The organism is Burkholderia stabilis (assembly GCF_001742165.1).
In the GTDB taxonomy this organism is placed as follows: Bacteria; Pseudomonadota; Gammaproteobacteria; order Burkholderiales; family Burkholderiaceae; genus Burkholderia; species Burkholderia stabilis.
Genome location: NZ_CP016442.1, coordinates 486,117 through 508,472, shown reverse-complemented (window position 1 = coordinate 508,472; position 22,356 = coordinate 486,117). Strand labels below are relative to the sequence as shown.

At 68.5% G+C, this 22,356-nt stretch carries 16 protein-coding genes; 8 read left to right on the top strand and 8 right to left on the bottom strand.

Annotated elements, in window-relative coordinates; genetic code table 11:
* The first annotated feature begins 26 nt into the window (after window positions 1–26).
* Window positions 27–2,171 (top strand): hypothetical protein, encoded by a 2,145-nt coding sequence (locus tag BBJ41_RS02450; protein ID WP_069745164.1) that lies wholly within the window; start codon window positions 27–29, stop codon window positions 2,169–2,171.
* 57 nt (window positions 2,172–2,228) lie between these two features.
* On the opposite strand, the gene BBJ41_RS02445 is transcribed toward BBJ41_RS02450, so the two are convergent.
* Window positions 2,229–3,242 (bottom strand): zinc-dependent alcohol dehydrogenase family protein, encoded by a 1,014-nt coding sequence (locus BBJ41_RS02445; protein WP_175972687.1) that lies wholly within the window; start codon window positions 3,240–3,242, stop codon window positions 2,229–2,231.
* 91 nt (window positions 3,243–3,333) lie between these two features.
* Between BBJ41_RS02445 and BBJ41_RS02440 the strand changes: the two genes are divergently transcribed.
* Window positions 3,334–4,251: a LysR family transcriptional regulator gene (locus BBJ41_RS02440; RefSeq protein WP_069745162.1), complete on the top strand. Its 918-nt coding sequence runs from the start codon at window positions 3,334–3,336 to the stop codon at window positions 4,249–4,251.
* A 49-nt stretch (window positions 4,252–4,300) separates the two neighbouring features.
* Here the strand turns inward: BBJ41_RS02440 and BBJ41_RS02435 are convergent, their stop codons facing one another.
* From BBJ41_RS02435 to BBJ41_RS02415, 5 genes are all read right to left on the bottom strand, one after another.
* Complete coding sequence (locus tag BBJ41_RS02435) at window positions 4,301–5,701, bottom strand: GGDEF domain-containing protein (RefSeq protein WP_069745161.1); 1,401 nt, start codon at window positions 5,699–5,701, stop codon at window positions 4,301–4,303.
* A gap of 275 nt (window positions 5,702–5,976) precedes the next feature.
* Window positions 5,977–7,155, bottom strand: coding sequence for an acetyl-CoA C-acyltransferase (locus BBJ41_RS02430; RefSeq protein WP_069745160.1), 1,179 nt, complete (start codon window positions 7,153–7,155; stop codon window positions 5,977–5,979).
* Between the two features lie 52 nt (window positions 7,156–7,207).
* Window positions 7,208–7,840, bottom strand: coding sequence for a bifunctional nicotinamidase/pyrazinamidase (gene pncA / locus BBJ41_RS02425; protein ID WP_069745159.1), 633 nt, complete (start codon window positions 7,838–7,840; stop codon window positions 7,208–7,210).
* Window positions 7,841–7,884: 44 nt separating this feature from the next.
* Window positions 7,885–9,969 (bottom strand): 3-hydroxyacyl-CoA dehydrogenase NAD-binding domain-containing protein, encoded by a 2,085-nt coding sequence (locus tag BBJ41_RS02420; protein ID WP_069745158.1) that lies wholly within the window; start codon window positions 9,967–9,969, stop codon window positions 7,885–7,887.
* A 191-nt stretch (window positions 9,970–10,160) separates the two neighbouring features.
* Complete coding sequence (locus BBJ41_RS02415; protein ID WP_069745157.1) at window positions 10,161–11,804, bottom strand: 3-(methylthio)propionyl-CoA ligase; 1,644 nt, start codon at window positions 11,802–11,804, stop codon at window positions 10,161–10,163.
* Between the two features lie 338 nt (window positions 11,805–12,142).
* On the opposite strand from BBJ41_RS02415, the gene BBJ41_RS02410 reads away from it, so the two are divergent.
* From BBJ41_RS02410 to BBJ41_RS02390, 5 genes are all read left to right on the top strand, one after another.
* Complete coding sequence (locus BBJ41_RS02410) at window positions 12,143–13,711, top strand: protein adenylyltransferase SelO (RefSeq protein WP_069745156.1); 1,569 nt, start codon at window positions 12,143–12,145, stop codon at window positions 13,709–13,711.
* 41 nt (window positions 13,712–13,752) lie between these two features.
* Window positions 13,753–14,184: a peptide-methionine (R)-S-oxide reductase MsrB gene (gene msrB, locus BBJ41_RS02405; RefSeq protein ID WP_069745155.1), complete on the top strand. Its 432-nt coding sequence runs from the start codon at window positions 13,753–13,755 to the stop codon at window positions 14,182–14,184.
* Window positions 14,185–14,328: 144 nt separating this feature from the next.
* Window positions 14,329–14,859 (top strand): septation protein A, encoded by a 531-nt coding sequence (locus BBJ41_RS02400; protein ID WP_069745154.1) that lies wholly within the window; start codon window positions 14,329–14,331, stop codon window positions 14,857–14,859.
* A gap of 1 nt (window position 14,860) precedes the next feature.
* Window positions 14,861–15,169: a BolA family protein gene (locus tag BBJ41_RS02395; RefSeq protein ID WP_069745153.1), complete on the top strand. Its 309-nt coding sequence runs from the start codon at window positions 14,861–14,863 to the stop codon at window positions 15,167–15,169.
* A gap of 18 nt (window positions 15,170–15,187) precedes the next feature.
* Window positions 15,188–15,970, top strand: coding sequence for a peptidylprolyl isomerase (locus tag BBJ41_RS02390; protein ID WP_069745152.1), 783 nt, complete (start codon window positions 15,188–15,190; stop codon window positions 15,968–15,970).
* Window positions 15,971–16,103: 133 nt separating this feature from the next.
* Here BBJ41_RS02390 and BBJ41_RS02385 read toward each other — a convergent pair whose 3' ends face one another.
* Together BBJ41_RS02385 and purL are read right to left on the bottom strand one after the other, a co-directional pair.
* Window positions 16,104–16,649 (bottom strand): GNAT family N-acetyltransferase, encoded by a 546-nt coding sequence (locus BBJ41_RS02385; RefSeq protein WP_069747548.1) that lies wholly within the window; start codon window positions 16,647–16,649, stop codon window positions 16,104–16,106.
* A gap of 5 nt (window positions 16,650–16,654) precedes the next feature.
* Window positions 16,655–20,719: a phosphoribosylformylglycinamidine synthase gene (gene purL, locus BBJ41_RS02380; RefSeq protein ID WP_069745151.1), complete on the bottom strand. Its 4,065-nt coding sequence runs from the start codon at window positions 20,717–20,719 to the stop codon at window positions 16,655–16,657.
* Window positions 20,720–21,036: 317 nt separating this feature from the next.
* Between purL and BBJ41_RS02375 the strand changes: the two genes are divergently transcribed.
* Window positions 21,037–22,338, top strand: a complete 1,302-nt coding sequence (locus tag BBJ41_RS02375) for an FAD-dependent oxidoreductase (RefSeq protein ID WP_069745150.1) — start codon at window positions 21,037–21,039, stop codon at window positions 22,336–22,338.
* Window positions 22,339–22,356: the final 18 nt, after the last annotated feature.

Genomic DNA, 22,356 nt, shown 5'->3' with positions numbered 1-22,356 from the left:
CGCCAGTCATCAGGAGGGACGTCAACATGCATCGCCTTGCGAAGTCGCTGTGTCTCGGGTTCGTCTGCGCCGCCCTGCTCGCGGCCTGCAACGACGACGACGTCCAGTCGAGCAGCACGTCGCCCTCCAGTGCCGCGCTGGCTTTCCGCATGGACACCGGCGGCCAGATCAACGCGTTCTTCCGGCAGGACAAGGTGGCCGCGCACCTGCTCGCGCGCTCGTCGACGAAACCGCGCCTGCTCGTGGTGTTCCCCGCCGGCAACAGCGGCACCGGGCTGTGGTTCGACGACACCGCGCAGCCAGTGAACTGGAGCCTCGACACGCCGCCGTCCGCGCTGTCGGCGCCTGACACGCATGGTCGCCCGCTGTACGGCATCGGCGCCGACGTGTCGGTCGACACCCATACGCTGACGATCCGCCAGGGTGTGCTCAGCAACGTGCGCTTCCTGCGCGACTTCAACGGCGGCGCCACGATCCCGCAGCAGATCATCGCGGCGCCGGCCGTCCAGGGCAGCACCGCGCAATGGCAGCGCGACCGGATCGACGGCGCGCCCGGCTATGCGCTGCGCATCACACTGCGCGACGGCGGCAGCATCGCGCCGGCAGCGGGCGGCAAGCTCGTGCTGAGCGCGCCGGCGGGCGCACGCACGCTGAAGCTGCATGTCGATGCGCTGTCGGGCGAAACGCCGTTGTCGCCGATCACGCGCGCCGACCTGCTCGCGCCGTCCGTGAACCCCGATCCGGTAAGCCAGAACGTCCTCGAATTCCTCAGCTTCCACGACAAGCTGCTGGCCGGCTCGTGGCAATACGACACGTACTTCGGCCGCGACACGCTGATCTCGGTCCGCATGCTGATGCCGGTGCTCGCACCCGCGGCGATCGAGGCCGGGTTGTCGTCGGTGCTGAGCCGGCTGTCGGTCGACGGCAAGGTCGCCCACGAGGAAGGCATCGGCGAATTCGCGCTGGTCGACAACCAGAAGAACGGGCGGCCGAACGATCCGAGCCCGACCTACGACTACAAGATGATCGACAGCGACTACCTGCTCGCGCCGATCGCGGCCGCGTGGCTGGTCGACGATCCGCGCGGCCAGGCACGCGCTGCCGCGTACCTGGCGCAGCGCGGCAGCGACGGGCAGACCAACGGCAGCCGCCTGGTCGTCAACCTGCTGCACGTTGCAACGACCGCGCAACCGTTCGCACAACAGCCGTCGGTCGCGAACCTGATCCACCTGCGGCCCGGCGAGATCGTCGGCAACTGGCGCGACAGCACCGACGGGCTCGGCGGCGGCGTCTACCCGTACGACGTGAACGCGGTGCTCGTGCCGGCCGCGCTGCGTGCAGCGAATGCGTTCCTCACGCGCGGCCTGCTCGATCCGTACCTCGATGCCGGACAGCGCGCGACGCTCGCCAACACGGCCAACGAAGCCGCCGCGTGGGAAACGCAGGCGCCGCCGCTGTTCCAGGTCAGCGTGCCGGCCGCGCAGGCGGCTACCGACGTATCGGCCTATGCGCCGTCCGCCGGCGTGCCGGCCGGTGCCGCGCCCGGCGCGCCGCTGACGTTCTACGCGCTGTCGCTCGACCAGCAGGGCAAGCCCGTACCGGTGATGAATTCCGACGGCGGGTTCGCGCTGCTGTTCGGCACACCGCCGGAGGACGAGCTTCAGCGGATCGTCGCCGACGTCACGCGGCCATTCCCGACCGGGCTCGTGACCGATGCCGGCATGCTGATCGCGAACCCCGCGTATGCGAGCCCGTCGCTGTGGCCGAAGTTCACGAGCTCCGCGTATCACGGCACGGTGATCTGGTCGTGGCAGCAGGCGATGTGGGTGGCCGGGCTCGATCGCCAGCTCGCGCGCCAAGACTTGTCGGCCACGACGCGCGCGCTGCTCGGGCAGGCGCGGCAAACGATCTGGCAGGTGATCTCGAACGGGCGCGACATGCGCACGTCGGAGATGTGGACGTGGTCCTACGTGAACGGGCAATACCAGACCGATGCGTTCGGCACGCGCAGCGCAGACGCCACCGAAGCCAACGCGGCGCAGCTCTGGAGCACGACGTATCTCGCGATCCGCGATCCGCAGCAGCGCGCGGGCAAATACTGGTGGCAGGCGTCGCAGCGCATGCAGGACGCGCAGCCGACCGGCCCGGCGGCGGCCGTCGCGGCGCGATAGTGCAGCATCGCACCGGTCATGCGCCGAAACCGCGGGCTTCGGCGCATGCGGCATCGCTCAGCGCATCCGCACGACCACCTTGCCGAATGCGCCGCGTTCGAGATGGTCGAGCGCGGCCGGCAGCGCATCGAACGCGTACTCGTGCTCGATCACCGGCTTCAGCTTCAGCCAGTCCACCGCACGCACGAGATCCTCGAGCGCGCGGCGGTGCGCGACGCCGATCCCCTGCACGGTCGCGCGCCCCGTCAGCAGCGGATACACGGACGTCGTCAGTGCGTCGCCGCCCAGATTGCCGATCACCGACACGCGGCCGCCCTGCACGAGCGACGACAGCGAACGCCCGAAATTGTCCGCGCCCGCGAGTTCCAGCACGTGATCGGCACCGCGCCCGCCGGTCAGCGCGCGCACTTCCGCGGCCCAGTCCGGCGTGCGTGAACGGTTGATCCCGTCGTGCGCGCCGAGCCGCTTCGCGCGCTCGAGCTTCTCGTCGCTGCCCGACACGACGATCACGCGCGCGCCCTGTGCATGGGCGATCTGCACGGCGAACAGCGCGACGCCGCCCGTGCCGATCACGACCACCGTATCGCCCGGCCGCGTCGTCGACGCATCGGCCAGCGCATACCACGCGGTCAGCCCGGCGCAGGTGAGCGTGCTGGCCTGCGCCGCGTCGAGCGTGCGCGGTGCGGCCACCAGTGAATCAGCGCCGAGCACCACATACTCCGACAGCATCCCCGGCCCCGGCACGCCGAGCGGCACGCTGCCGCGCGGCTGGATGCCGTCCTGCCAGCCGGTGAAGAACGTGCTGATCACCGCATCGCCCGGCGCGAAATCCGCCACGTCGGCCCCGGTCGCGACGACCTCGCCGCGCATGTCCGAACCGGGCACCAGCGGAAACGGCACGGCCATCCCCATCCCGTCGCGCAGCACCAGCAGGTCGCGATAGTTCAGCGCGACGGCGTCCACGCGCACCAGCACGTCGCGCGCGCCCGGCACCGGAACGGGCACGGGCGCAAGCTGCAGGTGTTGACGACCGAAAGCCGGCGATTGCCAGCGATGCATGAGTGACGACATGGCGACTCCGATAACGAAAACAGGGAGTTCGCAGGATAATGATTCCTGTAGCCGCCATGTGGCGCGATTTTATCGACCTATCGTAGACAAAATGGAACCAATCTCGCCCGACAGGCTGGCCGGCATCAGCGCGTTCGTCGCGGCCGTCGACGCCGGCAGTTTCGCGCAGGCAGCCGCCCGGCTCGGACAAACGCGCTCGGCAGTCGGCAAGGCAATCGGCCGGCTCGAAGCGCGGCTCGGGACGCGGCTGTTCGTGCGGACCACGCGCAGCCTCGCGCTGACCGACGACGGCCACGCGTTCTACGAACGGTGCGCGCAGGCGCTGGAGGAACTCGATGCCGCCCAGCACATGCTCGAAGCCGGCCGCAGCGAGGCCGCCGGGCGGATTCGCGTGAGCGCGCCCGTCGTGTTCGGCCGTCATCACGTGACGCCGCTGCTGCTCGATCTGGCGGAGCAGCATCCGCAACTGCAGGTCGAAGGGCATTTCACCGATCGCGTCGTCGACTTCGCGGACGAAGGTGTCGATCTCGCCATTCGCAGCGGCGCGCTACCCGACAGCGATACGCTGATCGCGCGCCCGCTCGGCACCCAGTCGATGGCGGTCTGCGCGTCGCCCGCGTATCTGCGCGCGCGAGGCACGCCGCGCAGTACCGACGAACTCGCCGCACATCGCTGCATCGTCTACCTGCGCGGCGGCCGCGCGAATCCGTGGACGCTGGCGGGGCCGGACGGCCGCGTCGTGCAGCCCGCGCTGTCGTACCGGCTCGGCTTCGACGACATCGACAGCCTGCTCGCGGCCGCCCAGCGCGGCGCGGGGCTCGTTCACCTACCCGAATGGCTCGTGTGCGACGCGTTGCGCACGGGGGCGCTGGTGCGCGTGCTCGACCACGCGTCGTCGGGCGGCACGCCGATGCATGTGGTGTGGCCCGCCACGCGGTTCCTGCCGCACAAGCTGCGGGTGGCCATCGATGCGGTGCTGGCGGCGATTCCGCCGTTGCTCGCGGCCTAGGCGGCGGATTCCGACGGGCCGCGCGCCGTGCGTCCCGTCCGCGCCCGCGTCACCGCGACACGACCCGGTTCCGCCCTTCCCGCTTCGCCTGGTACAGCCGCTCGTCGACCACGCGCAGCAGCGCGTCGACCGTGCTGCCGTCGACGCCGTATTGCGCGACGCCGACGCTGACCGTCACCTGCACGCGCTTGAAATCGAGCCCGAACGGCGAACTCGCGATCGAGGAGCGCACGCGCTCGGCCGTCATGCGCGCGCCTTCGAGCGGCATCTCCGGCAACAGCGCCATGAACTCCTCGCCGCCGACCCGCGCAAGCCCGCCTGCCGGGCGAATCGCCTCGAGGCATTGACGGACGACGCCGCGCAGCACCTCGTCGCCGATCTGGTGCCCGTACGCATCGTTGATGTTCTTGAAATTGTCGAGATCGAGCGCGAGCAGGCAGAACGGCGTGCCGTCGCGCTCGGCCCGCACCATCTCGCGCTCGACCTGCGCGATGAACTGCCGCCGGTTCGACGCGCCCGTCATCGGATCGGTCGCGGCCATGTACTCGAGCTTCTGGTTCGTGCGCCGCAGCTCCTGCAACGCGCTCTCGGTGCGCGCCATCGATTCCGACAGCCGGCTCATCAGGTCTTCCTGGCTGTAGATCGCGGAAAACGAACGCGTCGTCTGCAGCGCCTGCACGACGCCGTAGCTCAGCAGGAAGAAGCCGCCCGCGAAAATCGCGTGTGCGAGCCACCACATGTGGTTCCACGGCTTGCCGAGAATGAACGCGAGCGACGACAGCGCGAACGCCATGATCGACACGCCGTAGATCACCATCAGCGGCGAGCGGATCCGCCGCGCGAGCAGCATGGCGACGTTCAGCAGCGAGAACACGAGCGCGCCGCCCTCCATCGACAGCCGCGTGCCCAGCGCGCCCGCGACCGGCGAATACGCGAGGTACGCCACCGCCACGTTGACGGCCACGAAGAACACGATCCACGGCAGCCACGTCCGCGCACTCGTACGCTTGTCGAGGCGATCGGGCGGACGCGAATACGACAGCAGTCCCGTGAGCAGCAGGATCGACATCACGAGCCGCGACGCGGGCCCGTACAGCAGGAACAGCCAGATATTGTGGTGCGCCATCCCGGTGAAGGCACCGTGCAGCGCATAGATCATCGCGAAACCGAGAAAGCCGAGTGTCAGCCAGCGCAACAGCGGCTCGCCGGACGACCGGTAGCACACCCATGTCACGTAGGTGACGAACGCGCCCTCGAGCGTGGCGGCCGCGATCGCGATTTCATGGAACGCATGGCTCTCGAACACGACGTGCGGGTCGCTGAAGAACCACAGATAGACAATCAGATACGCGGGCAGCAACGCGAATCCGATCAGCAGACATTTCGCGTAAAGCCTCGCGGCTGCGCTGACGACGCGCGGCGGCTCCCCGGCTGCATAGGTCGTACTCATTCGGTCCCCGGTCGGTCTGCTGCGTTGGTTCGAACCTTCGCGGCACGGATCGCGCGACGCGCGGTCCGGCCCATCGTGCCGAAAGGCAAATGTCAGAGCAAGTATAGGTGGGGCAATTTGTTTGACAAGTAAGGGGAAACGGCATTGCCGGGTGCATGCCCTTTGCTTCCCGTTCGTTTCGAATCGCGGCGCGGCCGCGCCGATTCGACTTGCGGCCGCCGGCCTCGCCGAAGCGAAACCGCGGCCGCTACCGGCCAAAACACCGGCGAAAAAAATCAGACGATTTCGAACAGGCCGGCCGCGCCCTGCCCGCCGCCGATGCACATCGTGACGACCACGTACTTCACGCCGCGCCGCTTGCCTTCGATCAACGCATGGCCGGTCAGGCGCGCACCCGACACGCCGTACGGATGGCCGACCGCGATCGCGCCGCCGTTCACGTTCAGGCGGTCATCAGGAATCCCGAGCGTGTCGCGGCAGTACAGCACCTGCACCGCGAACGCTTCGTTCAGTTCCCACAAGCCGATGTCGTCGACCTTCAGCCCCGCCTGCTTCAGCAGCTTCGGCACCGCGAACACCGGGCCGATGCCCATCTCGTCCGGCTCGCAGCCGGCCACCGCGAAGCCGCGAAACACGCCCAGCGGCTGCAGCCCTTCGCGCTGCGCGGCAGCGGCGCTCATCACGACGCACGCCGACGCGCCGTCCGAGAACTGGCTCGCGTTGCCGGCAGTGATCACGCCGCCCGGCACCGCCGAACGAATCTTCGATACGCCTTCGAGCGTCGTGTCGGGGCGGATGCCTTCGTCGGCCGATACCGTCACTTCCTTCGTGAACAGGCGGCCCGTCGCCTTGTCGGCGATACCGGCGCGCACGGTGATCGGCACGATCTCGTCGCGAAAGAGGCCTGCTTCCTGCGCGGCCGCGGCGCGCAGCTGCGAGCGCGCACCGTACTCGTCCTGACGCTCCTTCGCGATGCCGTAGCGCTTCGCGACGTTTTCGGCCGTCTGCAGCATGTTCCAGTAGATCTCGGGCTTGTGCTCGACGAGCCAGCCTTCCTGGATCATGTGGCGATTCATCTCGTTCTGCACGCACGAGATCGATTCGACGCCGCCCGCGACATACACCTCGCCTTCGCCCGCGATGATCCGTTGCGCGGCCAGCGCGATGGTCTGCAGCCCCGACGAACAGAACCGGTTCACCGTCATCCCCGGCACGCTGACGGGCAGCCCCGCGCGCAGCGCGATCTGCCGCGCGATGTTGGCGCCGGTCGCGCCTTCGGGGTTCGCACAGCCCATGATGACGTCCTCGACGCGCGCGGGGTCGAGCTTCGCGCGTTCGAGCGCGGCGGCGACCACGTGGCCGCCGAGCGTCGCGCCGTGCGTCATGTTGAAGGCGCCGCGCCAGGATTTCGCGAGCGGCGTACGTGCGGTCGATACGATTACGGCTTCGGTCATGCGAGTCTCCTTCGGTCCTGCTTCATGTCCTGAATCTCGGATAGGGAATGCGCTACGCCGCCGGGCGCGCGCCCGCGGACGTCACATGTGCGACGCCCGCTGCCTGCATCTGCTGCCATGCGTGCGCGAGCGACCCGTTCAGGTCGATTGCGCGGCACGCATCGTTGATTACCGCGGCTTCGAAACCGGCCGCGCGCGCATCGAGCGCCGACCACGCGACGCAATAGTCGGTCGCAAGCCCGCAGCACCACACGCGCTTCGCGCCAAGCTCGCGCAGATACCCCGCGAGCCCCGTACGCGTCGTGCGGTCGGCTTCGACGAACGCGGAATAGCTGTCGACCTGCGCGTCGCCGCCCTTGCGGATCACGAGCCGCGCGTGCGGGATGTCGAGATCGCGATGCAGCGCCGCGCCGTCGGTGTCCTGCACGCAATGCACGGGCCACAGCACCTGCTCGCCGTACGGCAGCGTGAGCGTGGAAAACGGCTCGCGGCCCGGATGGTTCGCCGCGAACGACACGTGGTCGCGCGGGTGCCAGTCCTGCGTCAGCACGACCTGGTCGAAGCGTTGCGCGAGCGCGTTGATCACCGGCACGACGGCATCGCCGTCGGGCACCGCGAGCGCGCCGCCCGGCATGAAGTCGTATTGCACGTCGATCACGAGCAGTACGTCGTCGGTGCGTTTCATCGCGTTTCTCCTGGGGAAATCGGTCGCGCCGCCGTGCGGTGCCGTCAGCCGTTGAACCCGCGGCCGGCCTTCGCCAGCTCCGCAATCGACGGCGCGAGCTGCCATGCGTCGCCGTTCGGCGCAGCCGCGTAACGGCGAATCGCGCGCTCGACGTTGTAGAGGCCGACCACGTCCGCGTACAGCATCGGGCCGCCGCGCCACAGCGGGAAGCCGTAGCCGGTCAGGTAGACCATGTCGATGTCGGACGCCTTCGACGCGATCTTCTCCTCGAGGATCTTCGCGCCTTCGTTGACGAGCGCGAACACCAGCCGCTCGACGATCTCGTCGTCGCCGATCTTGCGCCGCTCGACGCCACGCTCCTTCGAATACGCGACGACCATCTCGTCGACGAGCGACGACGGCTTCGCCTTGCGCTCGCCCGGCACGTAGTCGTACCAGCCGGCGCCCGTCTTCTGGCCGAATCGGCCCTGCTCGCACAGGCGGTCGGCGATCTTCGAATACTGCAGATCGGGCTTCTCGACGTAGCGGCGCTTGCGGATCGCCCAGCCGATGTCGTTGCCGGCGAGGTCGCTCATCCGGAACGGCCCCATCGCGAAACCGAACTTCTCGATCGCGCGATCGACCTGCGCGGGCAGCGCGCCTTCCTCGAGCATGAAGAGCGCCTGGCGGATGTACTGCTCGATCATCCGGTTGCCGATGAATCCGTCGCATACGCCCGACACGACGGCCGTCTTGCGGATCTTCTTCGCCACCGCCATCACGGTCGCGAGCACGTCCTTCGCGGTCTGCGCGCCGCGCACGACCTCGAGCAGCTTCATCACGTTCGCCGGGCTGAAGAAGTGCATGCCGACGACGTCCTGCGGACGCTTCGTGAACGCCGCGATCTTGTCGACGTCGAGCGTCGACGTGTTCGACGCGAGGATCGCGCCCGGTTTCGCGACTTCGTCGAGCTTCTTGAACACCTGCTCCTTCACGCCGAGTTCCTCGAACACGGCCTCGACGATCAGGTCGGCATCCTTCAGGTCGTCGTAGGACAGCGTCGGCGTGATCAGCGCCATGCGCGCGTCGAGCTTCTCCTGCGTGAGCTTGCCCTTCTTCACCTGCGCGTCGTAGTTCTTGCGGATCGTCGCGATGCCGCGCTCGAGCGCGTCCTGCTTCGTCTCGAGCAGCGTGACGGGCAGGCCCGCGTTGACGAAGTTCATCGCGATCCCGCCGCCCATCGTGCCCGCGCCGATCACGCCGACGCGGCGGATCTCGCGCAGCGGCGTATCGGACGGCACGTCGGGGATCTTGCTCGCGGCGCGCTCGCCGAAGAACGCATGCCGCAGCGCGCGGCTTTCCGGCGTCATCATCAGCGCGACGAAACCCTCGCGCTCAGCGACGCTGCCCTTGTCGAAGCCGTTCAGCACGCCGGCCTCGATCGCGTCGATGCACTTGTGCGGCGCGGGGAAATTCGGCGCGGCGGCCTGTGCGGAATTGCGCGCGAACTGGATGAAGCCCGCGGCGTTTTCGTGGACGATCTTGCGATCGCGCACGCGCGGATGCGGCCCGGCCTGCGCGCCGACCTTGCGCGCGAACGCGACGGCCGCGTCGAGCAGGTCGCCATCGGCCATTTCGTCGAACAGCCCGCTCTTCGCGAGTTGCTCGGACGGCACCGGCGCGCCCGACACGATCATGTTCAGCGCGGTTTCGAGCCCGACCGCGCGCGGCAGGCGCTGCGTGCCGCCCGCGCCCGGCAGCAGGCCGAGCTTCACTTCGGGCAGCGCGACCTGCGCACCCGGCGCCGCGATACGGTAATGCGCACCGAGCGCGAGCTCGAGGCCGCCGCCCATCACGACGCTGTGCAGCGCCGCGACGACCGGCTTCGCGCTCGCCTCCACCGCGCGGATCACGGTGTGCAGCGTCGGCTCCTGCAGCGCCTTCGGCGTATTGAATTCGGTGATGTCGGCGCCGCCCGAGAATGCGCGGCCCGCGCCCGTCAGCACGATCGCCGTGACCGACGGATCCTGCGCGGCGCGATCGAGCGCGTCCATGATGCCGAGCCGGGTCGACAGGCCGAGCCCGTTGACGGGCGGATTGTTGAGCGTAAGGACGGCCACGCCGTCGCGAGTCGAGTAATCCACTGCCATCTCTGCCTGCCTCCATGCATCGCGCGCCGGGGTGGCTGCGCTTCATTGTGCGCGGTCGAACAGCCGCATGTCCTGATCGAACGGAGGCAGCATACAACGAAAAAGCACGATCGTTCAATTTGAATTTTGTTCCCGATCCGGGGACGGATCGGGCGACCGGATCGCGGGCCGTTGCCGGCCCGGCGCCAGCGTTACGGCTCGACCGTCGCCGTCGGCAGCACGTAATCGCGGAACGTCTCGCGCAGCTTCAGCTTCTGCAGCTTGCCGGTCGCGGTGTGCGGCAGCGATTCGACGAACACGACGTCGTCGGGGATCCACCATTTCGCGACCTTGCCTTCGTAGAACGCGAGCAGCGTGTCGCGATTCAGGTTCGCGCCTTCGCGCGGCACCACCACGAGCAACGGGCGCTCGGTCCATTTGGGGTGCGCGCACGCGATGCACGCAGCCTCGGCCACACCCGGGTGCGCGATCGCGACGTTCTCGATGTCGATCGAGCTGATCCACTCGCCGCCGGACTTGATCACGTCCTTGCTGCGGTCGGTGATCTGCAGGAAACCGTCGGGGTCGATCGTCGCGACGTCGCCGGTCGGGAACCAGCCGTCCGACAGCGGCGACGCGTCGCCGCGAAAGTAGTGGTCGATCACCCACGGCCCGCGCACCTGCAGTTCGCCGAACGCGACGCCGTCCCACGGCAATTCGCGGCCGTCCTCGCCGACGATGCGCATGTCGACGCCGCAGATCACGCGCCCCTGCTTCTCGAGCAGGCGGCGCTGCGCGTCGAGCGGCCGCTGCGACTGAGCCCAGTTGAGCTTCGCGAGCGTGCCGAGCGGCGACAGTTCGGTCATGCCCCATGCGTGGATCACGCGCACGCCGTATTCGTCCTCGAACGTGCGCAGCATCGCGGGCGGGCACGCGGAGCCGCCGATCACCGTGCGGTTCAGTGTCGAGAAACGCACGCCGGCTTCGCGCATGTAGTTGAGCAGGCCGAGCCACACGGTCGGCACGCCCGCGGAGAACGTCACGCGCTCGGCCTCCATCAGCTCGTACAGCGATTTGCCGTCGAGGTCCTTGCCGGGTAGCACCAGCTTGCCGCCCGTGAGCGGCACCGCGTACGGCAGCCCCCACGCGTTGACGTGGAACATCGGCACGACGGGCAGCACGGCATCCATCGCGGACAGGTTCATCGCGTCGGGCAGCGCGGCGCCGTACGCGTGCAGCACGGTCGAGCGGTGCGAATACAGCACACCCTTCGGGTTGCCGGTCGTGCCCGACGTGTAGCAGAGCCCCGACGCCTGCTGTTCGTCGAGACGCGGCCAGTCGTAGCGGCCGTCCTCCGCTTCGACGAGCATTTCGTAGCAGAGCAGCGGTGTCGCGCCGGACGGCAGGTGCGCGGCGTCCGTCATCGCGATCCAGCCTTTCACGTGCGGGCACTGCGGCGCGATCGCGTCGATCAGCGGCGCGAAATTGATGTCGAAGAGGACGTAGAGGTCCTCCGCGTGATTGACGATGTACGCGATCTGCTCGGGAAACAGGCGCGGGTTGATCGTGTGGCATACCGCGCCCATCCCGCCGATCCCGTAATACGCTTCCAGATGCCGGTAGCCGTTCCACGCCAGCGTGCCGACACGGTCGCCGGATTCGACGCCGAGCCGCGCGAGCGCCTGCGCGAGCTGCTTCGCGCGCCGTTCGCAGTCGCGATACGTATAGCGATGTACATCGCCCTCGATGCGCTTCGACACGATCTCCGTATCGCCCGCGTGACGCGCGGCATGCGCGATCAGCGAAGACACCAGCAGCGGCATGTCCATCATCTGGCCCAGCAACGGCTTACCCATCGTCTTGTTCTCCCGGAAGGACGCGAATCGGTGATCAGCCCGGCGGCTGCTTCCCTATGGAACACGCACGCTTCGCCGCGACAACGGCCGTTCGCGACGCGTACGCCGCCGCGAATACGGCAGCGTATTCGCAAACGGCACGATGCGGCGAGCGGCGGTTCTCGCGGCAACCCCGAATTCACCGGTCCTGCCGGGGGAATGCCCGAAATTGCCCATAGGGAAACAGCCCTTGCGTACGCCCGTCAGCGGCCCGGACGGGCGTGACGCACGGTGCGCGGGCCACCATGCGGGCGGCGCGGCGCCGCCTTACAATATCGGCTTACCCAGAGGCGCTCAACATGTCGTTTTCCCGAAGCGCAGCCGATACGGCTGACACCCTCCCCGATCTCGCCGCCACGCTTGGCGCGCCCGCCGAAGGCGCGTTTGTCCGGCTCGGCGACGCGTTTCATACGCGGCTGCCGGCCGCGCCGCTTGCCGCGCCGTACGTCGTCGGCTTCTCCGACGAGGTCGCGCAGTTGCTCGACTTGCCGGCATCGATCGCCGCCCAACCCGGGTTCGCCGAACTGTTCGCCGGCAACCCCACGCGCGACTGGCCCGCGAACGCGATGCCGTATGCATCGGTGTATTCCGGCCACCAGTTCGGCGTGTGGGCCGGCCAGCTCGGCGACGGCCGCGCGCTGACGATCGGCGAGCGCACCGGCGCCGACGGCCGCCGCTACGAGCTGCAGCTGAAAGGCAGCGGCCGCACGCCGTATTCGCGCATGGGCGACGGCCGCGCGGTGCTGCGCTCGTCGATCCGCGAATTCCTGTGCTCGGAAGCGATGCATCACCTCGGCATCCCGACCACGCGCGCGCTGACGGTGATCGGCTCCGACCAGCCGGTGGTCCGCGAAGAAATCGAAACGTCGGCCGTCGTCACGCGCGTGTCGGAGAGCTTCGTGCGCTTCGGCCACTTCGAGCACTTCTTCTCGAACGATCGCCCCGACCTGCTGCGCCAGCTCGCCGATCACGTGATCGACCGCTTCTATCCGGCCTGTCGCGAAGCGGACGATCCGTACCTCGCGCTGCTCGAGGCCGCGACGCTGCGCACGGCCGACCTCGTCGCGCACTGGCAGGCCGTCGGCTTCTGCCACGGCGTGATGAACACCGACAACATGTCGATCCTCGGCGTGACGATCGACTACGGCCCGTTCGGCTTCGTCGACGCGTTCGATGCGAACCACATCTGCAACCACTCGGATACCAGCGGCCGCTACGCGTACCGGATGCAGCCGCGCATCGCGCACTGGAACTGCTATTGCCTCGCACAGGCGCTTCTGCCGCTGATCGGGCTGCAGCACGGCATCGCCGACGACGACGCGCGCGCCGAGCGCGCGGTGGACGACGCACAGGCCGTGCTCGCGAAATTTCCGGAACGCTTCGGCCCCGCGCTCGAACGCGCGATGCGCGCGAAGCTCGGCCTCGAGCTCGAGCGCGAGAACGACGCCGAACTCGCGAACAAGCTGCTCGAGACGATGCATGCGAGCCGCGCGGACTTCACGTTGACGTTCCGCCGCCTCGCGCAATTGTCGAAGCACGACGCGAGCCGCGACGCGCCCGTACGCGACCTGTTCATCGACCGCGACGCGTTCGACGCCTGGGCGAACCTCTACCGCGCACGGCTGTCGGAGGAAACGCGCGACGACGCGGCACGCGCGGCCGCGATGAATCGCGCGAACCCGAAATACGTGCTGCGCAACCATCTGGCCGAAGTCGCGATCCGGCGCGCGAAGGAGAAGGATTTTTCGGAAGTCGAGCGGCTCGCGCAGGTGCTGCGCCGGCCGTTCGACGAGCAACCGGAATACGAAGCCTACGCGGCGTTGCCGCCCGACTGGGCCGGGTCGCTCGAAGTGAGCTGCTCGTCCTGAAGCCCCCAACCGCCCGTACCGACCGATCAGGAGAACCCCACATGTCCCACGATTCCGACGACAAGACCTTCCCGTACGAGAAGGACGACGCCGAACTGCGCCGCCGGCTCACGCCGATGCAATACGAGGTCACGCAGCATGCGGCGACCGAGCGCGCGTTCACCGGCGAATACACCGACACCGAAGACGCCGGCATCTACAAATGCGTCGTCTGCAGCACGCCGCTGTTCGAATCCGGCGCCAAGTTCCACTCGGGCTGCGGCTGGCCCAGCTACTTCAAGCCGCTCAACGGCGAGGTGATCGACGAGAAGGTCGATTACTCGCACGGCATGGTGCGCGTCGAGGTCCGTTGCAACCACTGCGGCGCGCATCTCGGCCACGTATTCGAGGATGGCCCGCGCGACCAGACCGGTTTGCGCTACTGCATCAATTCGGCTGCGTTAAACTTCGAGTCCCGACCCGAAAACGAATGAGCGACGCCGGGCGGATCGGCGAGGCGACCCTCGCCGGGCGGCCAGCTTCCGGGCGGGCCGCCCCGATCCGCGACGGTGGTGCCCGGCGGGTCCCTACAACGGTGAAAGGCCGCGCGAGCGGCCTTTCACGCAGCTGCGAGCGCCATGAAATTCCTGTTCGATCTGTTTCCGATCATCCTGTTTTTCGCCGCCTTCAAGGTCTGGGGCATCTTCACCGCCACCGCCGTCGCGATCGTCGCGACGCTGGCCCAGGTCGCCTGGGTCGCCTTCCGGCACCGGAAGGTCGACACGATGCTGTGGGTCAGCCTCGGCGTGATCGTCGTTTTCGGTGGCGCCACCCTCGTCCTGCATGACGAGAAATTCATTCAATGGAAACCGACTGTGCTGTACTGGCTGTTTGCGGTCGGGCTGCTTGCCGCGCGCTATGCGTTCGGCAACAACCTGATCGAGAAGATGATGGGCAAGCAGCTCACGCTGCCGCACCCCGTGTGGGACAAGCTGAACGTCGCATGGGCGCTGTTCTTCGCGGTGCTCGGCGTCGCGAACCTCTACGTGGTGCACAACTTCACCGAATCGCAATGGGTGAACTTCAAGCTGTTCGGCACGACCGGCGCAATGGTCGTGTTCATCATCCTGCAGAGCCTGTGGCTCACGAAATACCTGAAGGACGAGTGACATGACGGACGCCTTTCTCCACGCGTCGCCCGACGAACGCATCGCGCTGATCGAAGCGCGCCTCACCGCGTCGCTCGCGCCGCTGTCGCTCACCGTGCGCGACGACAGCGCGCAGCACGCGGGCCACGCCGGCGCGGCCTCCGGCGGCCACTTCACGGTCACGATCGTGTCGGCCGCCTTCACGGGCAAGCCACGCGTCGCGCGGCACCGGCTGGTGTATGATGCGCTCGCTGATGCGATGCAGCGCGGCATTCACGCGCTCGCGATCGTGGCTTACACGCCCGAAGAATTCAACGAATCTTCAATCTAGTCTCATTAGGAATTCCCGATGATCCTGAAATCCCCCCGCCTGTGGGTCGCGGCGGCTGCATTTGCAGCGGCACCGGCATTTGCCCAGAACATCGCCGTCGTCAACGGCACGCCGATTCCGAAATCGCGCGCCGATGCGATGGTCGCGCAGCTCGTGCAGCAAGGCCAGACCGACAGCGCGCAACTGCAGCAGGCCGTGCGCCAGGAACTCGTGAACCGCGAAATCCTGATGCAGGAAGCCATCCGCGAAGGCATCCCGAACCGTCCGGACGTGAAGGCGCAAATCGCCGTCGCGCAGCAAACGGTCGTGCTGCGTTCGATGATCGAGAGCTTCCTGAAGAAGAACCAGCCGACCGAGGCCGAAGTGAAGGCGCGCTACGACGACCTCGTCAAGGGCGCCGGCGGCAACCGCGAATATCACCTGCACCACATCCTCGTCGACAGCGAGCAGCAGGCGAAGGACCTGATCGCGAAGATCAAGGCCGGCGCGAAGTTCGAGGATCTCGCGAAGCAGTACTCGAAGGATCCGGGTTCGGGCAAGAACGGCGGCGATCTCGACTGGTCCGATCCGAAGGCGTACGTGCCGGAATTCGCGGCGGCCGCGCAGAAGCTGCAGAAAGGCCAGATGACCGACGCGCCGGTGAAGACGCAGTTCGGCTGGCACATCATCCGCGTCGACGACATCCGCGACATCGCGCCGCCGCCGTTCGACCAGGTGAAGGCGCAGATCGCGCAACAGATCGTGCAGCAGAAGCTGCAGGCGTTCGAGGAAGGCCTGCGCCAGCAGGCGAAGATCCAGTAACGCCGGCGCCTGTCGCCCGCGCATCGAAAGGCCGCTCCCCGGAGCGGCTTTTTTCATGGTCGTTCGGGAAAAGAAAAAGCCGCTCCGAAGAGCGGCTTTGTCGAGGCCGGCACAGCCTGCGCAGCAGCGTTTGCTACGCGGGATAGAACACGTCGTGATAACGAACCTCGCCCGACGGCCGTGGTGCCGCATCGTCGAACGACTGCGCGAGGAAATACTCGGGCGGCACGCCAGGAAACACGATGTCGCCGGACGGCTCGAATCCGAAGCGCGCGTAGTACCCGGGATCGCCGAGCACGACGCAGCCGCGCGCGCCGAGCCGGCGCAACGCGTCGAGCCCGGTGCGCACGAGCCCTGCACCGATGCTCTGCCGCTGGCAGTCGGGCAGCACCGCGAGCGGCGCAAGCCCGTACCACTGCTGAACGCCGGCCGCCTCGCCGCCGATCGCGACCGGCGAGAATGCAACGTGCCCGATGATCCGGCCGTCGCGCTCTGCGACGAGCGATACGCTCAGCGCATCGTCCGCGCGCAGCGTATCGACGATGCGCCGCTCGAACTGCCCGCCCTGCGCCTCGCCCGCAAACGCCGCGACGATCACGCGGCCGATCGCATCCGCCTCGCTCTTGCGCTCGTCGCGCAGCGTGACGACCTCGACCGGCGCATTCGGATCGAACATCATCCGGATCAGCCGATCCAGCGGCGCGCGTTGCGGAACACACGCATCCACGGGCTGGCTTCGTCCCAGCTTTCCGGATGCCAGCTCATCGTGACCGTGCGGTGCACGCGCTCCATGTGCGGCATCAGCACCGAGAAGCGGCCGTCGGCCGTCGTGACCGACGTGATGCCGGCCGGCGAGCCGTTCGGGTTGAACGGATAACGCTCGGTCGCTTCGCCGCGGTGGTCGACGAAACGCATCGCAACCGCGACGCGATCGATGTCGCCCTGTTGCGAGAAGTCCGCATAACCTTCGCCGTGCGCGACCGCTACCGGAATCCGCGAGCCTTCCATCCCGGCAAAGAAGATCGACGGCGACTTCTCCACTTCGACGAACGAGAAGCGCGCCTCGAACTGCTCGGACTTGTTGCGCGTGAACTTCGGCCAGGCTTCCGCGCCCGGGATCATCGACGAGATGCTGGACAACATCTGGCAGCCGTTGCAGATGCCGAGCGCGAACGTGTCGGGACGCGCAAAGAACGCCGAGAACATGTCGGCGAGGTTCGCGTTGAAACGGATCGTCTTCGCCCAGCCTTCGCCCGCGCCCAGCACGTCGCCGTACGAGAAGCCGCCGCATGCGACCGCGCCCGCGAAATCGGCGAGCGTCGCGCGGCCCGCGAGCAGGTCGCTCATGTGCACGTCGTGCGCGTCGAAGCCCGCGCGATCGAACGCGTAGGCCGTTTCCAGGTGCGAGTTCACGCCCTGCTCGCGCAGGATCGCGACGCGCGGGCGCGCGCCGGTCGCGATGAACGGCGCGGCGATGTCGTCGGCCGGATCGAAGCTCAGCACCGGCGAGATGCCCGGATCGGCCGCGTCGAGCAGCGCGTCGTATTCGGCATCCGCGCAGGCGGGGTTGTCGCGCAGGCGCGCGATGCGCCAGCTCACTTCGCCCCACGCGCGATGCAGTTCGGCGCGCGGCGCGTCGAAGATCTTCTTCGCGTCGCGATACACCTCGATCACGTCGCGGTCGTTGACCGAGCCGATCACGTGCGAGCACGCTGACAAGCCGAACTCGCGCAGCGCGCCGAGCACCGCGTCGCGGTCGGCCGCGCGCACCTGCACGACGGCGCCGAGCTCTTCGGAGAACAGCGCGCGCAGCGTGCGGTCGTCGCGGCGGCCGCTCGTCTGCTTCGCCCAGTCCTTCGCGTCACCGTAATCGGATTCGTGATTCGGATCGAGCGTCAGCATGTCGACGTTCAGCGACACGCCCGCGTGGCCCGCGAACGCCATTTCGCACACCGTCGCCCACAGGCCGCCGTCCGAGCGGTCGTGATACGCGAGCAGCAAGTCCCGCGCATTGAGCGACTGGATCGCGTTGAAGAAACGCTTCAGGTCTTCCGGATCGTCGACGTCCGGCGTCGTGTCGCCGACCTGCTGCGTGACCTGCGCGAAGATGCTGCCGCCCATCCGGTTCTTGCCGCGGCCGAGATCGATCGCGATCAGCACGCTGTCGCCCGCGTCGGCGACGCGGCGCAGTTGCGGCGTCAGGTGGCGGCGCACGTCCTCGACCGGCGCGAACGCGGAGATGATCAGCGACACCGGCGAGACCACTTCCTTCGCGACGCCCTGCTCGTCCCACTTCGTCTTCATCGACAGCGAGTCCTTGCCGACCGGGATGCCGATCCCGAGCGCCGGGCACAGCTCCATGCCGATCGCCTTGACCGTGTCGAACAGCGCGGCGTCCTCGCCGGCCGTGCCGCACGCGGCCATCCAGTTCGCGGACAGCTTCAGCTTGTCGAGCGACGCGATCGGCGCACTCGCGATGTTCGTGACCGCCTCGCCGACCGCCATGCGACCCGATGCCGGCGCGTCGATCACCGCGAGCGGCGTGCGCTCGGCCATCGTCATCGCCTCGCCCTTGAAGCCCGCATAGTCGAGCGCGGTGACCGCGCAGTCGGCCACCGGCACCTGCCACGGGCCGACCATCTGGTCGCGCACCGACGTGCCGCCGACCGTACGGTCGCCGATCGTGATCAGAAACGACTTGCTGCCGACCGTCGGGTGCTTCAGCACGTCGACCGCGACTTCCGACAGCGCGATGCCCGTCACGTCGACCGGCGTACGCTCGGTCTCCACGCGCGCGACGTCGCGGTGCATGCGCGGCGGCTTGCCGAGCAACACTTCCATCGGCATGTCGACCGGGTATTCATCGGTGCCCGTCGCTTCGTCGTCGACGAGCTGCAACTGGCGTTCGTCGGTCGCGACGCCGACCACCGCGAACGGGCAGCGCTCGCGCGCGCAGATCGCCTCGAAGCGCGGCAGATCGGCCGGCGCGATCGCCAGCACGTAGCGCTCCTGCGCCTCGTTCGACCAGATTTCGCGCGGCGACAGGCCCGATTCCTCGAGCGCGACCTTGCGCAGTTCGAAGCGCGCGCCCTTGCCCGCGCCGTCGACGATCTCGGGGAACGCGTTCGACAGGCCGCCCGCACCGACGTCGTGAATGCTCAGGATCGGGTTTTCCGCGCCGAGCTGCCAGCAGCCGTTGATCACTTCCTGCGCGCGCCGCTCGATTTCCGGGTTGCCGCGCTGCACCGAGTCGAAGTCGAGCTCGGCCGTGTTCGCGCCGGTCGCCATCGAGCTCGCCGCGCCGCCGCCCATGCCGATCCGCATGCCGGGGCCGCCGATCTGGATCAGCAAGGAGCCGGCCGGCACGTCGTGCTTGTGCGTATGTTGATCCGCGATGTTGCCGAGGCCGCCCGCGATCATGATCGGCTTGTGATAGCCGCGCACCTGGCCGCCGACGTTCTGTTCGTACACGCGGAAATAGCCGCCGAGGTTCGGGCGGCCGAATTCGTTGTTGAACGCGGCGCCGCCGAGCGGGCCGTCGATCATGATCTGCAGCGGCGAAGCGATGCGGTCCGGGCGGCCGTACGGGCCGTGCGCGTCGTTCGGGTTGCGCTCGCCGACCGGCTGCGCCGCGTCGCGCGCGGTTTCCCACGACTGGCGTGCGTCGGGCAGGTCGAGGTTCGACACGGTGAAGCCCGTGAGGCCGGCCTTCGGACGCGCGCCGCGGCCCGTCGCGCCTTCGTCGCGGATCTCGCCGCCCGCGCCGGTCGCCGCGCCCGGGAACGGCGAGATCGCCGTCGGGTGATTGTGCGTCTCGACCTTCATCAGCGTGTGCGTGAGCTCGGTATGGCGGCCATAGCGCTCAGCAGGCTCGCCGGCCGCGCCCGCGTTGCGCGGGAACCAGCGCTCGGCTTCGGCGCCGACCATGATCGACGAGTTGTCCGAGTACGCGACGATCGTGCCTTGCGGGTTCAGCTTCTCGGTGTTGCGGATCATCGCGAACAGCGACATGTCCTGTGCTTCGCCGTCGATCGTCCACTGCGCGTTGAAGATCTTGTGGCGGCAGTGCTCGCTGTTCGCCTGCGCGAACATCATCAGTTCGACGTCGGTCGGGTTGCGCTCGAGCTTGCGGAACGCGTCGACCAGGTAGTCGATCTCGTCGTCGGCGAGCGCGAGGCCCAGCTCGGCGTTCGCGCGCTCCAGCGCGCCGCGGCCGACGCCCAGCACGTCGACGCTCGCGAGCGGCTTGGCCGGCAGCTCGTCGAACAGGTGCTTCGCGTCGTCGCGCGCGGCAACCACGCTTTCGGTCATCCGGTCATGCAGCGCGGCTGCGACGGCTTCACGCGCGTCGTCGGACAGCGCCTTCTTGCCGCCGAGCAGCCCCGACTTCAGCGTGACCGTGAATTCGACACCGCGCTCGATGCGGCGCACCTGCGTGAGGCCGCAGTGCTGCGCGATGTCGGTCGCCTTGCTCGCCCACGGCGAAACCGTGCCGAAGCGCGGCAGCACGACGAAGGTCTCGGCCGTCCCCTTCTCGGCCGCCGGCTCGAACGGCGCGCCGTAGTGCATCAGCGCGTCGATGCGTGCGCTGTCGTCGGCCGACAGCGGCTCGGCCGCATTGACGAAGTGCAGGAACTGGCCGCGCACCGCCACGATATTGGCGTCGATTTGCCTGAGCGTGTCGAGCAGACGGGTTTGACGGAAATCGGAGAGGGCCGAAGCGCCGGGAAAACACGAGAAGTGAGCCATGGGCTGGACTGACGTCGATGAGTCGCGCGAGGTGGCGACGTGGGGCGAAAGGAAGGCCGTAATTATACCCGGAAGTCGGCCGCCCAAGACCGGCCGATCGGGAACCCGGATGCACCGCGACGGTGCCCGGGCGCGGCAGCCCGCCGGGCCGCCCCGTGCGGGCGCGGCGGCCCGCAGCCGCGGCAAGGCCGCAGCGGACGCGCTCGCCCGACGCCGGTTCGCGCGATTTTGGCGCTATCATTCCGGGTTCACCGGGCCGGGGCCCTCAGCGAATTCTCACCGGGCGGCGTGCGCGCCGCCCGTCATCGAAGCAATCCATGGATGTCATCGTCATAGGCGGCGGAATCAGCGGCGTCGCCACCGCCTACCAGCTGCGCGCGGCCGGCCACCGCGTGTGCGTGGTCGAACGCCACGCAACCGTCGCGCAAGGTGCGACCTACGGCGACGGCGGCGCGCTGCTGCCGAGCCCGCTCGACGTCTGGTTCGGCCCGACCTTCATGCGCCAGCGCCAGCCGCGCGACAGCGGCGTCGTCTACAAGCCGGGCTTCAACGGCGGCGTGCGCCGCTTCGTCAAGCAGCTCGGCACGCTGCGCGAGCCCGACGCATTCGCCGCGCAATACGCACGGCTGCGCCCGCTGATCGATGCGTCGCGCGACACGCTCGCCGACATCGAGGCACGCCTCGAACTCGAATTCGAGCAGAAGCCGGGCATCCTGCACGTCGTGCGCGATCCGCGCGACTGGGAAGCGATGCAGCCGGCGCTCGACCTGTTGCGCACGCTCGACCAGCCGTACCGGGCGCTGAGCGCCGCCGAATGCGCAGCGCTCGAGCCGTCGGTGCCGGCCGAACCCGGCTTCGCCGGCGGCGTGCTGCTCGAAACCGAACGCACCGGCAACTGCCCGCTGTTCGCGAAGCTGGTCAAGCAGACGCTCGACGAGCACGGCGTGCAATTCCGCTTCGGCGCGGACGTCGCCGCGATCCGCGTGGACAACGGCCGTGCTGCGGTCGAGCTCGCGCCGCCCGGCGAACGGCACGCGGCGAAGGCGCGCGAGGTCGACGTGATTTCCGCGGACGCGATCGTGGTCGCTGCCGGCGCCGGCAGCCTGCCGCTGCTGGAACGGCTCGGCTGGCGCCTGCCGCTGCACCCGGTACGCGTTCATACGCTCACCGCGCCGGTCGCGTACGAAGAACACGCGCCGCACCTGAGCGTCGTCGACTCGATCAAGCGGATCTCGATCACGCGCACGCACCAGCGGCTGCGCGTCGGCGGTGGCGCCGTGCTGCAAAGCCTGCCCGACACTGCGAAGCCGCTCGCCGAGCCGCTGTCCGAGGCGGCGCTCGCGCTGCTTGGCCAGGCCGTTCACGACTGGGTACCGGGCGCCGCCAGGATCTCCGCCGCGCTGTCGTGGCAAGGCATGCAACTGCTGTCGCCGGACGGGCTGCCCGTCGTGGGTCCGACCCCGCATCCGCGCGTGTTCGTCAATTTCGGACACGGGCCGGCCGGCTGGGGGCTCGCGTGCGGGTCTGCTAAAGTGGTGACCGACTATCTGGGCGGTGACGTGCAGCACTGGCCCGCCGACACGCTCGCCGCCCTGCGCGCCGAGCGCTTCACGACCTGACCGCCGCGGGCCCGTCCC